Source organism: Fibrobacter sp. UWT2 (assembly GCF_900142545.1).
In the GTDB taxonomy this organism is placed as follows: Bacteria; Fibrobacterota; Fibrobacteria; order Fibrobacterales; family Fibrobacteraceae; genus Fibrobacter.
This window is the reverse complement of record NZ_FRBF01000003.1, coordinates 114,335-127,934: the sequence shown is the minus strand read 5'-3', so window position 1 is coordinate 127,934 and position 13,600 is coordinate 114,335. Positions and strand designations below refer to the sequence as shown.

The 13,600-nt window shown below is 52.3% G+C and carries 10 protein-coding genes; 5 read left to right on the top strand and 5 right to left on the bottom strand.

Going from position 1 to position 13,600, the window contains the following annotated elements; all coding sequences use genetic code 11:
- The first annotated feature begins 143 nt into the window (after nucleotides 1-143).
- From BUA40_RS02875 to BUA40_RS02860, 4 genes are all read left to right on the top strand, one after another.
- Nucleotides 144-2,042, top strand: a complete 1,899-nt coding sequence (locus BUA40_RS02875) for a M6 family metalloprotease domain-containing protein (protein ID WP_072798138.1) — start codon at nucleotides 144-146, stop codon at nucleotides 2,040-2,042.
- Between the two features lie 663 nt (nucleotides 2,043-2,705).
- Nucleotides 2,706-3,587: an electron transfer flavoprotein subunit beta/FixA family protein gene (locus BUA40_RS02870; protein WP_072798135.1), complete on the top strand. Its 882-nt coding sequence runs from the start codon at nucleotides 2,706-2,708 to the stop codon at nucleotides 3,585-3,587.
- A gap of 3 nt (nucleotides 3,588-3,590) precedes the next feature.
- Complete coding sequence (locus BUA40_RS02865) at nucleotides 3,591-4,616, top strand: electron transfer flavoprotein subunit alpha/FixB family protein (protein ID WP_072798132.1); 1,026 nt, start codon at nucleotides 3,591-3,593, stop codon at nucleotides 4,614-4,616.
- A 5-nt stretch (nucleotides 4,617-4,621) separates the two neighbouring features.
- Nucleotides 4,622-6,334, top strand: coding sequence for an acyl-CoA dehydrogenase family protein (locus BUA40_RS02860; protein ID WP_072798130.1), 1,713 nt, complete (start codon nucleotides 4,622-4,624; stop codon nucleotides 6,332-6,334).
- A 66-nt stretch (nucleotides 6,335-6,400) separates the two neighbouring features.
- On the opposite strand, the gene BUA40_RS02855 is transcribed toward BUA40_RS02860, so the two are convergent.
- Entirely contained in the window at nucleotides 6,401-9,601 is a 3,201-nt protein-coding gene (locus tag BUA40_RS02855; RefSeq protein ID WP_072798128.1) for an EAL domain-containing protein, read from the bottom strand.
- 205 nt (nucleotides 9,602-9,806) lie between these two features.
- Between BUA40_RS02855 and BUA40_RS02850 the strand changes: the two genes are divergently transcribed.
- Nucleotides 9,807-10,976, top strand: coding sequence for a hypothetical protein (locus BUA40_RS02850; RefSeq protein WP_072798125.1), 1,170 nt, complete (start codon nucleotides 9,807-9,809; stop codon nucleotides 10,974-10,976).
- A 1-nt stretch (nucleotide 10,977) separates the two neighbouring features.
- On the opposite strand, the gene BUA40_RS02845 is transcribed toward BUA40_RS02850, so the two are convergent.
- The 4 genes from BUA40_RS02845 to BUA40_RS02830 form a co-directional block, all read right to left on the bottom strand.
- Nucleotides 10,978-11,436, bottom strand: coding sequence for a hypothetical protein (locus BUA40_RS02845; protein WP_072798123.1), 459 nt, complete (start codon nucleotides 11,434-11,436; stop codon nucleotides 10,978-10,980).
- 67 nt (nucleotides 11,437-11,503) lie between these two features.
- Complete coding sequence (locus BUA40_RS02840) at nucleotides 11,504-12,655, bottom strand: glycosyltransferase family 2 protein (RefSeq protein WP_072798120.1); 1,152 nt, start codon at nucleotides 12,653-12,655, stop codon at nucleotides 11,504-11,506.
- Nucleotides 12,652-13,182, bottom strand: coding sequence for a thioredoxin family protein (locus tag BUA40_RS02835; protein WP_255369171.1), 531 nt, complete (start codon nucleotides 13,180-13,182; stop codon nucleotides 12,652-12,654). The genes BUA40_RS02840 and BUA40_RS02835 overlap by 4 nt, the downstream gene beginning before the upstream one ends.
- Complete coding sequence (locus BUA40_RS02830; protein WP_072798118.1) at nucleotides 13,179-13,595, bottom strand: hypothetical protein; 417 nt, start codon at nucleotides 13,593-13,595, stop codon at nucleotides 13,179-13,181. Before BUA40_RS02830 ends, BUA40_RS02835 begins: the two co-directional genes overlap by 4 nt.
- Between the last annotated feature and the right edge of the window lie 5 nt (nucleotides 13,596-13,600).

Genomic DNA, 13,600 nt, shown 5'->3' with positions numbered 1-13,600 from the left:
AAAAGGGATTTACCCCACCTAAAAGCAAATAGTTTTGCAGAAATTTCAAAGCCCCCTTGCGTAAAATTTAAAGAAAAGCGGCCTTTTGGGGCGAAATTAATGTATTTTCGGAAAAAAGGTGTACTAAACATGGGATGTGTTATATGAAAAATTGGGTTAACCCGCTTTGTCTTTTATTATTGTTGTTCCCGACGATGCTTTTTGCAGACATCGTGTATCAGGGGAAACGCGTCCAGGAATGGCCCGCCGAGGCGAGGCCCACGTTCGACAATTCCCGCGGGGCACCCCAAACCCGCGCCCTCATGAAAACGACCGCGGTCACAACCCAGGGCCACTACGCCGCCCCCAAGGGCAAAATCTACAGCCTTACCCTGCTCGTCGATTTCTCGGACCAGGCAGTCCCCGTTACAGTGGACGAAGTCAAGGAATGGCTCAACAAGGAAGGCTTCAATAGGGACGGCTGCAACGGTTCCGTACGCGACTACTATCTAGACGTTTCTAACGGGCAGCTCGACCTCACGAACGAAGTCTACGGCTGGTACCGCGCAAAGCATCCCAAGTCCTGGTACGAAGGTTTGCAGGGATACTCCGGGTCGGATTCGCTGATGAAAGAAGTATTCGCGTATTTCGATTCTCAGGTTGATTTTTCGCGCTACGACAACGACAAGGACGGGACTACCGAAGCCATCAACATCGTATACGCCGGCGCCGGGCAAACTTGGGGACAGGGCCTGTGGCCGCATTCCGGATGGTCCAACGAAAGGCGCGATGGAGTCCGGCTCACGCACCATCAGATGACGGACATGCCGGGCAAGTTTTCGATATATGTTTTTGTGCATGAATCGGGGCACATGATCTTTGGCTGGCCGGACCTCTACTGGTATGGCGACTACTGCACTATGGGCAACCGCGCAAACGACCTGAACCCGGTGGCAATAAACGACTTTTTCCGTGCAGACCAGGGCTGGATTCCGTTTGTGGACATCACCAGCGACGACGTAAACAACATAACGCCCCTCGAAGTTTCCAAGCCCGGAGAATTCTGCTACCGCTACAAGAACCCAAACAAGCCAAACCAAGAAGGATTGGTGTGGTCCTACGTGCGCAACACGGGCCGCAACAAGGTGCTTGCAGGCAGCGGCCTCTTGATGCAGCATTACGATTTTTCCATTGAAGGCAATTCCGCTGCGGATAAGCTGGGACTCCGAATCGTGCACGCCAGCGCCGCAGGCAAATCAAGCGACAACCCGGGCGATCAATGGCCAAGTCCGGGCAGCACCGCCAACACGTTCTTCAAGAGCGGCACTTATTCGGAATTTTCAGATGATGTCTACCCCGCTATCCGCTGGTATAACGGCTCCAAGACAGGTCTCAAGATTACCGACATCGGGACGCCCGGTGAATCGCTCACGTTCTGCATCGGTGAGAACTGTTCCGAGCCAACTTCAAGTTCGTCGGAACCCGCATCCAGCAGCTCTGTCGAAATCACTGTCCAGAAAATCGCGCTCAAGACAACGCTCCCAATAAGCGACAGCTATGCGCCCGTAACGCTCGACCTGAATGGCAGCGAAGCCGCAAGCATCCTCGGCATCAAGCGAACTGAAATTGAAGACAAAGTAGAATTCTACGGAGTGGAACCCGACGGAAGCCTCAACAGCAAAACGACCGGCGAAGGCACCGGACATTGGTTCGACAAGGACGGCAAAATCGTTGCCTGGGACCCGAACGGCTCTAGCGTCGTGTTCTCCAACGTGGACCTCACGACCATGACCACGAAAATCGGCCACATGCCAGGTAAAGTCAAAGCCGGAGATACATTCACCGTGCGACAAGCGCTCGTTTACGGCAGTAAGCAAGTCACCTTTGAAATCAAGGTAACAATCGAAGGCGGCACCACAGTCATCCGCAATTTCGAGAAAGCGCGGCACGGCAAGCCCGGCAGCAAGATATTCAATGCGCTCGGAAAGCCTGTCGGAGTACGCAACGCAAGCGGCGCCCTCCCCGATTTACCCAAGGGCGTGTACATCGAAGTGGTGAAGTAAGGGCGAAAGTCATACCTCTTGCTTTTCACAATCGCATTAAATATATTTATTCGCAGAGTAGCAGCTAATCCCGCTGACAGCGTATTCGATTCGGGCGGGAAGTTCCACTATCTGCTTGAGGTCGTCGCCCTTCGCAGTATTGACAGTATCGCGAATCGAGACAGTTACCCTGAGGGGAACCGGCCCCTTGGCTATCAACGTAGAGCACCGTCTGCCACAAAACGCGGACGTAAAAAATCAGTCGTTCAACTGGTTTGCAAATGGCCAAAGCCCTCTGGGCAGGCTGTTAATGGTGCTCTGCGAAAACGGCTATGTAGAACTTTCGTGTTGAAAGGACGCCCTTTGTTTAAAATTTTAAACGAAGTCTAATTTCGGGGGGCAGTTCGCCATTCCTTATCGGGCGACTTATCCACAACAATAAAGTGCTACATTGCCCATATCATTCTACACATTTTTGCAGGCTCAATCTTCATTCCCCCCTCATTGGGCAAAGCCACATCTTACGAATTTACTACAGTTTTCTTACACATAATTTACAGGTGAATGCGGCGATTCATGGTCAAGCCGAGAACGACATTCGAGAGAAAATGCTATTTTATACCCCGTAAATTTTGCAAAGTCGCAAGATTTCAGCAATTAACTGTACAACCTAATTAGAGAATTATGAGTCTTAAAATCGTTGTGCTTGCTAAGCAAGTACCTGATACACGAAACGTAGGCCCGGACGCCATGACGCCGCAGGGTACTATCAATCGTGCCGCATTGCCCGCGGTCTTCAACCCCGAAGACCTGAACGCCCTGGAGCAAGCCCTTCGTTTGAAGGACCAGTTCCCGGGTTCCACCATCTCTGTGCTGACGATGGGTCTGCCGAAATCCGCTGAAGTTATCCGTGAAGCTCTGTATCGCGGTGCCGACTGCGGTTACGTGATTACGGACCGTTCCCTCGGTGGCGCTGACACGCTCGCTACTAGCTACACGCTCGCCCAGGCCGTCAAGAAGGTCGGCGACTATGACATCATTCTCGGTGGCCGCCAGGCTATCGACGGTGACACCGCACAGGTCGGTCCGCAGATTGCCGAAAAGCTCGGACTCACCCAGGTGACCTACGCCGAAGAAATTTTGAGCCTCGACGAGAAGGCCCGCAAGGTTGTGATCCGCCGCCATATCGACGGTGGTGTGGAAACGGTGGAAGCACCGCTCCCGCTGGTCGTGACCGTGAACGGCAGTGCCGCTCCGTGCCGCCCGCGCAACGCGAAGCGCATCATGAAGTTCAAGAATGCAACCGCCGTCGCCGAACGCGCTCCGGAAGCCGCCGAAAAGTACGCCGCCCTCATCGCGAAGAAGCCCTACCTCGACATCCCGCAGTGGGGTGCCGCGGACATCGACGCCGACCCGACGCAGATCGGTAAGGCCGGTTCTCCGACGAACGTGAAGGCTGTCAAGAACATCGTGTTCAAGGCGAAGGAAAGCCGCACGCTTACCGCGAGCGACGCCGACGTTGAAGGACTTATCAAGGAACTTTTAGACGAGAAAATTATTGGCTAGCCTATGAATAACGTATTTGTATATTGCGAAATTGAGGGCACGACCGTCGTTGACGTTTCCCTCGAACTTTTGTCCAAGGGTCGCAAGCTGGCCAACACGCTCGGCGTTCAGCTCGAGTGCATCTGCGCCGGTAAGGGCCTCGATGGCATTGAAAAGCAGGTTTTCCCGTATGGTGTGGACAAGGTTCATGTGTTCGATGCCGAAGGCCTGTTCCCCTACACCACCAACCCGCATGCAGCCCTCGTGGTGAACCTCTTCAAGGAAGAGCAGCCGCAGATTTGCTTGCTCGGTGCAACCGTGATTGGCCGTGACCTCGGCCCGCGCATTTCTAGCGCCATGCACAGCGGTCTTACCGCCGACTGTACCGAACTCGAAATCGACAGCTTCGAAATGAGCATCGGTGGCGTGAAGAAGGCTTACGAAAACCAGCTTTGCCAGATCCGCCCGGCATTCGGCGGCAACATCGTCGCAACGATCGTGAACCCGGAACACCGCCCGCAGATGGCGACCGTGCGCGAAGGCGTGATGAAGAAGGAAATTGTCGATCCGAACTACAAGGGCGAAGTCATCAAGCACGACGTGGCCAAGTACGTGCCGGAAACGGAATACGTGGTCAAGGTGCTCGAACGCCATGTGGAAAAGGCCAAGCACAACCTCAAGGGCGCACCCATCGTGGTCGCCGGTGGTTACGGCATGGGCTCCAAGGAAAACTTCGACCTGCTGTTTGAACTTGCCAAGGAACTCCACGCCGAAGTCGGTGCAAGCCGCGCCGCCGTGGATGCGGGCTTTGTCGATCATGACCGCCAGATCGGTCAGACCGGCGTGACTGTCCGCCCGAAGGTCTATATCGCTTTCGGTATTTCCGGCCAGATCCAGCACCTCGCTGGCATGCAGGATTCAGGTATCATCATCTCCGTGAACTCCGACCCCGAAGCTCCGATCAACGCTATCGCTGATTACGTGATCAACGGCACCGTCGAAGAAGTTCTCCCGAAGATGATCAAGTATTACAAGGCAAACAATAAGTAGGCGATATGGCGAATTTTTATACAGATCATCCCGAGATTAAATTCAACCTCGAAAGCAATTCCCTGATGCCGCGCATTGTCGAGCTCAAGGAAAAGGGCTATGCCGACAAGGACGCTTTCGACTATGCGCCGGAAGATTTTGCCGACGCGATGGACAACTACAACCGCGTGCTCGAAGTCGCTGGCGACATCACCGCGAACACCGTCTTCCCGAACTCCGAAGAAGTGGACGCCGAAGGCCCGCACTGCGAAAACGGCCGCGTTCGTTACGCATCCAAGACCTATGAAAACCTCGAAGCCACCCGCAAGGCTGGCCTCAACGGTGTCACGATGCCGCGCCGCTTTGGCGGCCTGAACTTCCCGATTACCGCCTACACGGCCATCAACGAAATGATCGCCTCTGCAGACGCCGGTTTCGAGAACATCTGGTCCCTGCAGGACTGCATCGAGACGCTCTATGAATTCGGCGACGAAGACCAGCGTTCCCGTTTCATTCCGCGCGTGTGCGCCGGCGAAACGATGTCGATGGACTTGACCGAACCCGATGTCGGTTCCGGCCTGCAGCGCGTGATGCTCAAGGCCACCTACAGCGAAGCCGACAAGTGCTGGTACCTGAACGGCGTGAAGCGCTTCATCACGAACGGCGACTCCGACATTCACCTGGTGCTCGCCCGCTCCGAAGAAGGCACCCGCGACGGTCGTGGTCTTTCCATGTTCATTTACGACAAGCGCGACGGTGGCGTTGATGTCCGCCGTATCGAAAACAAGATGGGTATCCACGGAAGCCCGACTTGCGAACTTGTCTACAAGAACGCCAAGGCAGAACTCTGCGGCCGCCGCAAGTTCGGTCTGATCAAGTACGTGATGGCCCTCATGAACGGCGCACGCCTCGGCATTGCCGCCCAGTCCGTGGGCATCAGCCAGATGGCTTACAACGAAGCTCTCGCCTACGCCAAGGACCGTAAGCAGTTCGGTCAGGCTATCGTGAACTTCCCGGCTGTGTACGAAATGATTTCCCACATCAAGGCACGCCTCGATGCAGGCCGCGCTTTGCTGTACCAGACAGCCAGCTACGTGGACATCTACAAGGGCCTCGAAGACATCGAACGTGACCGCAAGCTCACCGACGAAGAAAAGGCCGAACTCAAGCTGTACCAGAAGCTCGCCTCTGCATGCACTCCGCTTGCAAAGGGTATGAACTCCGAATACGCAAACATCAACAGCTACGACAGCATCCAGGTTCACGGCGGTTCGGGCTACATGCTCGAATACGCTTGCCAGCGCCTGTACCGCGACGCCCGTATCACATCCATTTACGAAGGTACGACGCAGTTGCAGACGGTTGCAGCTCTCCCGCACGTGACCACCGGTACTTACAGCCAGATGCTCGAAGAATTCGAAGCCCAGGATGTGCGCCCGGAATACGAAGCACTCAAGGCTCGCGCAAAGGCCATGAACGCCAAGTACAACGAAGCTGTGGAATTCGTGAAGGCAGCGAACAACAACGAATTCACCGACCTCTGCAGCCGTCACCTGTACGAAATGGCCGCCAACTGCGTGATGAGCCAGCTGCTCCTCCGCGATGCCACCAAGTCGCCTGAACTGTTCGACAAGAGCGTGAAGGTGTACCTGAACCTCGCCGAAGCCGAAGTCGCGAAGCACTACAACTTCGTGAAGAGCCTCAGCGTGGAATCGCTCGAAAGCTACAAGCAGGCATAAGCCCCGCTAACGCGAAATTGAAAACCCCGGCTCAATTGAGTCGGGGTTTTCTTTTTTGAGAGATCGTTACTTCTTTGTCGTCTTGATACTGTCGTTTTGCAGTTTCAGGATGATGTCGCCTGTTTCCGGATCCATCATCATGTCAAAGCTTGAGCGGATGGTAAACTTGAAGCCCGCGACGTCATAGCTTATGTCCATTGCGTGGACCATGCACTTGTTCATGTAATCGAGAATCAGCTTGTCGCGGGTGTAATCCAATGAATTGATGACATTAGTCTCGTTTTGCAGCATCAAGGAACTCAGGTACCTGTAATGGATTTCGTAGGTGTACTTGTCTTCGAGTTCCTTGGGAATGTACGAGATTCCGCCCATGCGAAGTACCGGAGAATTCTTTGTCAGATTCCAGAACAGGAACCCTCGATAGCCCGGATCGTAGGACTTTGAGTTCGTCGACACGCCCGATGCCATGAATTTTTCAAAGGCGTCTTTACGGTTAAAGTACGCTTTCATCGCCAAGTCATCTTCGGACATGAAGGCCGAAAAGATGGTGCCATACGGGGTTTTGCCAAAGACTTTACCCACATGGTAGACACGCTTGGTTTTTCCGCCAGTCGTCTTTACACGGAAAGTCAGCTGCTTTGTCGCTGTACTCCTGCTCGTCACCTGTTCCGAGATTTCGGCATTTATCTTTCCGTAATCTTCGGGGAGGATCGCGTTCTTGAAGAATCTTCCGACATAGGTGCGGAATTCTTCGATGCTGTGGCACTCCAGCATATCGAGCACGCGAGCGTTCGCATAAAGAATTTCGCCCGTCTTTACGCTGAACAAGACTACTCCGCCGGGAACAAATTCCATGTAGTTCAACGCCAGCTGCTGCAGTTCTTCGGCATTCTTGATAGAGCCATCAATTTTTGCCTTGAGCATGCCCCTATCTTTAATAGGCGTCAAGAGGAACTGAGTGGCGCCTATACGGATGCTTTCTTTGGCTAAATCCATGTTGTCGGTCATGACAACAAATGGAATTTGGAGATTGCGCCGTTCAGTTTGGAAATTCTGGATGAGCTTGAAACCGTCCATTTTCGGAAGGTTTGCGTTAATCAAGGCAAGAGCCACATGACGCCCGTATTCAAGCAGCAAGCTGAGCGCCTGTTCGCCATTTTCGGCCAGCAGCACGTGGTAATCCGACCTCAGAATACTTTCAAGGAACGCTCTCTCTTGCGGATTAGCTTCGGCAATCAAGATGGTCTTCGTATTCGCCGGAAGTGCGACCTCCTTGCCGCGAGAAGAACTTTCATGAGCACTCACATGCGTATTGCGGAAAGACAAATCGTAAATGTGGCAGCCGTTATTGTCGGCAATAAGGCGGCCCTTCATAAAGACGTACATACCGTGCGTCACATAGGTCACTTCACAGGGAGCCTCGTAGGCGGCCCTTTCTGCCTCGTGAAGTGTGTAGTACACCGGGTTTTCAGGATTGTTCGAAGCATCCTCGACTTCCTGGACATCCTTAAAACCGAGACTCAGGAGCTGTTCTTCGTACTGTTTGTTCACAAACAGGAACTTGAAAATTCCGTTTTCGAAGGACATGATCGCCCTGGGAGTATTTTCCTGATAGTCGAGACGCCCGATTTTTGAATACACTGCACGCGTGTTACTATCTTCGATGACTATTCCCGAAGTCTCCATGTGCTCCATGGTAGCCTTCAACGGTTGCGGCTTCCCATAGTAGTAGCCCTGGACTTTTTCGCAACCGATGCTCTTCAGGAATTCCATCTGTTCCTTGGTTTCTACACCTTCGGCCAAGGTCTTTAACCCAAGGCTTTTCGCCATGCGGACCATCGAGCTGATAATGGTGCGGGATACCTCGTTAAAGTTCGAAAGGAAGGCCATGTCGATTTTAAGTTCGTCGAACTTGTAGTCCTTGAGCGTATTCAGCGAAGAATAACCGCTCCCGAAATCGTCCATCCAGACTTCGTAGCCAACCAGACGGAATCGCTCAATTTCATGCTGGATATACGAATCCGACGCCATGATGCTTTCGGTAATTTCTACACGGATGTAGTCACGCTCAATCTTGTATCTTTCAAGAATACCTTCGACTACCTCAAAAATATCGCAGCCGGTAAAGTCCAATCGCGAAAGGTTGAACGACACCGGAACCACAGGGTAGCCCTGGTCCAATTGTTCGCGCATTTCTCTGCAGACAAGTTCTATCACGTGGCTGTCGAGCTTATGGATTTGCTTGGATTCCTCTAATGCGCCGATAAATTCGCCCGGGTTCAAAAAGCCCTGTTCCGGATCGATCCAACGGGCAAGCGCCTCCATGCCGCAGAACGTTTCCGAAATCGTTCGCACCACCGGCTGGTAGTAAACCTTGATGTAGCCGTTCGCAATGGCATCGTCAATGTGGTTTACCACGTAATTGTGCAACAAGAGTGTCCTGTGCAGGTCTTCGTCATATTGCCGGATAAATTTGTCGCCTTTTTTCTTTTGAATGTTGCAGGCGAGTTTCGCCTTTTCAATCGCGTCGAGAATATCGCTTTCTGTATCCGTTTGGCAAATGCCCACGTAAAGGTCCATCGAAATTTTCGAAACCGTACCTTTAACGTATTTTCGAACTTCGCGCAACTTTTCTTCGAGGTTGGCAATGTCTGCAACAACGACAAAATGGTCGTTCGTGCTACGGCATACCAGGTTATCTGCAAACTGCTTTTTCAGTACGGCCGCAAAGTGAATCAAGAACTCGTTTCCGGAGCTAAAGCCGTTGGCATTGTTGTAAAGCTTCATCCCGATAATGTCGAAGAAAACCACTGCAGGGGTTTTACCTGCATTTAAAAGGCCCTCTACATAGTTTTCTCCGCGGATGCGGCAATACTCTAAATTCGGAAGCCCCGTCAGGGAATCGAAGAACCGGTCGGAATGATCGTTTACGCGCATGAAAATGGAGCGCTTGCCATTCCAGGAAATCTGCGACGCCTCTACAACCAGGTCTTTTCCCGAATACGGGCAGCGAATAATCGTCACCCCTTTTTCAAGGAGTTCTTCGACAAACAAGGTATTCTGTTCGTTGGCAGGAAAGAAATATTCTTCGAACTTGATTCCCTGTTCATAGGGTCTTTTCGGTTTCCAAAAAAGCGACATAGAAGGATTCACCATATAGATTTCGTGCGTTTTCGCATCGAAAATCACAAACGGGTCCACCTTGGCCGTATTCAAAAGATCCACGACTACCGACGCGGGAATGTCGGATTTATCACGCAAAGTCATTGCTCCCACCTTAATTCACATTTTCTCTCTCCTTTAAATTAATTGAATATTTGCAGAAATGCAAACGTTTTTTCACGGACACTCCTTTTTTTCAGTAAAAATCATCCTTTTTCGCACTAAAAAGCTCTATTTTCGCAGTCCGTTTTCTTTCTATATTAGCAACATGATCTTGAATAAGGCTATACTCCCCAGTTTTATTTGTTCTATGGCATTCGCGCTGACGGCTTGCGTCGGCAATGCCCCCGCCCCCGAAACCAATCCCCAGCCTGAATCGGCAAACGCCGCAGACGTTTCAGAGCCTCAAGCAGAGACTACCCCGAAAGCGAGCCAACCGGCCACAAGCGCCGAACAAGATGTCTATTTTAATTCCCAGGCGTTGGACAACCATCGCTTGAGCACGCCGGACAACATTCCGAGCGCGACACCCGTCAACACTCCGAACACAGACGCAACCGCCAAGACCGATGTCGCCGACCCCTACACCACCATTCCGGCAATTGTCCAGAATATTTTTGACTACGCCGACGCTTTGTACAAAGCAGGCTACACCGATTCTGCCACCGCCTACTTGGAACGTTTCCGCGTCATCAAGCCCTTGTGGGCACAGTGGGAAACCAAGGCCGACTCCATGCTGAATGAATTCGGCAAGACCCGAGCCGAAAAGGCCAAGGCCTACGAGCCCATGGTATTCCAGATCAAGAACATGAACCGCGCCAATTCCGACTACGGCCTCGTAGCCGAAACGGCCGACAGCTTGATCGCCCTCGCTCCGGGAGACTCCCTTACCCAATGGGCCAAGGCACAGAAAGATATCGCCTACAAGAACACCCTCGCCAAGGCTAAAAAGGAATATGCAGCCGTGAAGGCTCTCGCCGACAACCAGGCTCAATTTGCCGAAGCCGAGAAGCAAGCCGTCACCTTGCAGATGCGTTACCGCGACTTCGAAGACGTCCTGCACTTGCAGGAGCTGATTGACCACATTCGCGAACTGATGCAACTCACTAACGCCGAAGCCACCAAGTACTGGGAATCCCACGATCCGGCCCAGGCGCTGGCCCAGGCAGACACTCTCTTGCAAAAAGAAAAATTCAGCGAAGCCAAGGAACTCTTGAACAAACTCAAGGCAAGCAAGCTGCGCAAAGAAGCCAGCGAACTCTACCAGAAGCTTGCAGATACCTTCTGTACCAAGCAGCGCAAGACGACTAGCCAGACGTTCGCCAAGGCGCAAAAGCTAAAAGACCCGGCCAAGAAGAAAAAGATGCTGCAAGACGCCATCGCTCCGCTCGACAAATGCCTGACGGAATACCCGGACAATCCGCAGAAGCAGAAAGTCGAAGAGAACAAGCAGTTCCTAGAACAAGAATTAGGGAAATAGACTACAGTTCTACTAATATGCCCGCCTGCACGTAGGCGTAGCCTTTACCGTCGTGGTCAAGGAACTGGTAGCCACCCATCAGCATGATGGACGAATAATCGCCATTCTTGATGTCTAAACCGCCACCGGCGCGCCAGAACATCTGGCCGTTGGAACCAAAGAGATAGCCCCAGTCACCCGTCGCTACAGGAAGAGCCGTGCTGCCGATAGGCAGGCGAATCCAGACGCTGCCCGAAACGGGAATCAAGCTCACGTTGTCGATTTCCTGATAACCTGTGCCGATGCCGAAAAAGAGCATCTGGTCAATAGGATACCACAAGTGGCCAAAAACGTTCAGGTTGAACGTGCCGATATCACTCACATGGTTCACGACACCGCCCTGCACATCCATGGTGAATGCGTTCGCCGGAACGAAGGCGAATGCTAAAGCAAACAGAATGGCAGTCAGAAATTTTTTCATATCTCAGTTAAAATATAATCTTTCGTCTCTCGTCTGTAGCCGTGAAACGGCGTTCTTTCGTCTGATATTACTCGTCGCTGCGGGCTTCACGAGCCCAACCACCGCTCTTTTCAGGCTTGAACGCCATAAAGAAGCCCTTGAGCATCGCGTAGTTCATCGAAAGGAAGTAGTAACCGCTCGGGACAATCTTGAAGCCGGCGACCAGCAACGAAAGCGACATCACACCAAAGAAAATCTGGTAGAAGAGACCACTCGTGAGTAGGCAAGCGTTCGCGACAAACAGCAAAATCAAAATGTGCGGCGAGAACCAGCGCAGAATCTTGTGCGAGAAGAACAAGTAAGCAAGCAGCGGATGCAGCGGATTCAACAGCGGCAAATAAGAGAACAAGAAGTTAAAGTTCGCACGGCCGATACGAACCTTACGGCGGAATTCACCGCTCGATTCCTTAGAAGTCTGTTCGGTACCGATAGCGCTTGTCACGAAGGTGCAGTAGAAGCCTTTTTCAAGAACCTTGGTCGTTACGAAGAAGTCATCCATGACGCTCTTCTTGACCGGCAGTTCCGTATACAGTTCACGGCGAATGGCATAGAGGGCGCCGTTACCGCCAATCAGCATGTCGAGCACGCCTTCAAACTTCTTGATTTCGGATTCCAAATCCCAGTAAGAACTTTCGCCACGACCCAGCGTAGAGCCGCTCTTGTCCGACAGAATCAAGTGTCCGCAAGCGCAACCGATTTTCTTGTCCTGGAACGGGATCACGAGCTTGCGCACCACATTCGGGAAGAACATCGTGTTCGCATCGCAGAAGAGCAGGATTTCATTCTTTGCAATCTTGTTCAGGCGGTTCAGCATGGCAGCCTTACCGGCATTCTTCGGGGCCTTCACCAGAGTGATTCCCCTGTCCGCATAGCGAGCGACAATTTCAGCAGTCTTGTCAGCAGAACCATCGTCGCCAATCAAGACCTCAAGTTTGTCCTTGGGGTAATCGAGTTCCAGAATGTTCTGGATCTTGCGCTCAATCACCGCTTCTTCGTTATAAGCCGAAATCAGAATCGACACCGTCGGCAGTTCGGCGACGCCCTGCTTCGGAGCCTTACGGCGCTTAAAGATTTCGCTCACGAACGGAAGCGTCATGGGGAACAGCAGGTAGCAATGCACCAGCAAGAGAATCATCACCCAGAAGACAATTTGAGCGTAAAAAATGAATTGTTCGTTCATCGGGATATCCACTCCTTCTCTTTTTCAAGGAATTGATACAGCATATATTGCAGCTCTTGCGGCGACATGGAATCGGTCACCGTAAGAATACTCATTCCCTTGGGGGCTATCAGAACAAAGGCAGGAAGCGCATGCAGCTCCCACACATCAAAATAGCAGCGCTGCACCGTATTCTTTTGGCCATCGCACATAATGCTGTCTTGAGAATCGGCATCAAGCTTGACGGCATAAAAGCGGCTATTCAACAACGAGGCGACCGTCGGATCGCTATAAACGTTTGCATCCATCACGCGGCAAGGAATGCACCAGTCCGCATACAAATCCACAAAGACCAACTTCGGTTCTTTTTTCGCTTTTTCAAAAGCTTCGTTGTAGCCCATCCAATGCACCAGAGGCTTTGTAGCAGAAGCCTTCTTAGCTGGTACTGCACCGTTCAAAGGAGCGGCAGACGTCACCGTGAACAAGTCGAGCAGGACAAGCAGCATCACAACAACCTGCGGGATTCCGCGCCAAGACATTTTCATCATTTCACGCCTCCCTTGTGCGCAGGCATCTGCGTCTGCAACTTGCGACTGGGTTTGATTTCAGGCGCATTCGCCTTTTCGGCAGGCAGAGCCAGCAGTGAATCGATGCGGGCGTTGACCGCCTTCTGGAACGGCACCCACTGGCGTTCGTCATTCAAGATTTCATCGGTCTTGGCAAAGAACTGCTCGCGGGTGTAGCCCGCTTCTTTCAAGAGTTCCTGTCGCACCAAACGGGTCATGGGAGCTTCTTTGCCATAAGTCATTTCGACAATTCGCAATTCCACAAACAGGTTCACGAACTTCTGGTCGACCGTGACTTCGCCACTACAGCCGCCCATGCCGAAAACAGAAAACAAAAGAAGCGCAACGGCAAAAACCGCACGCGCCCCCATCGTCTTGTTTTCGACTAAAGCCATAGACA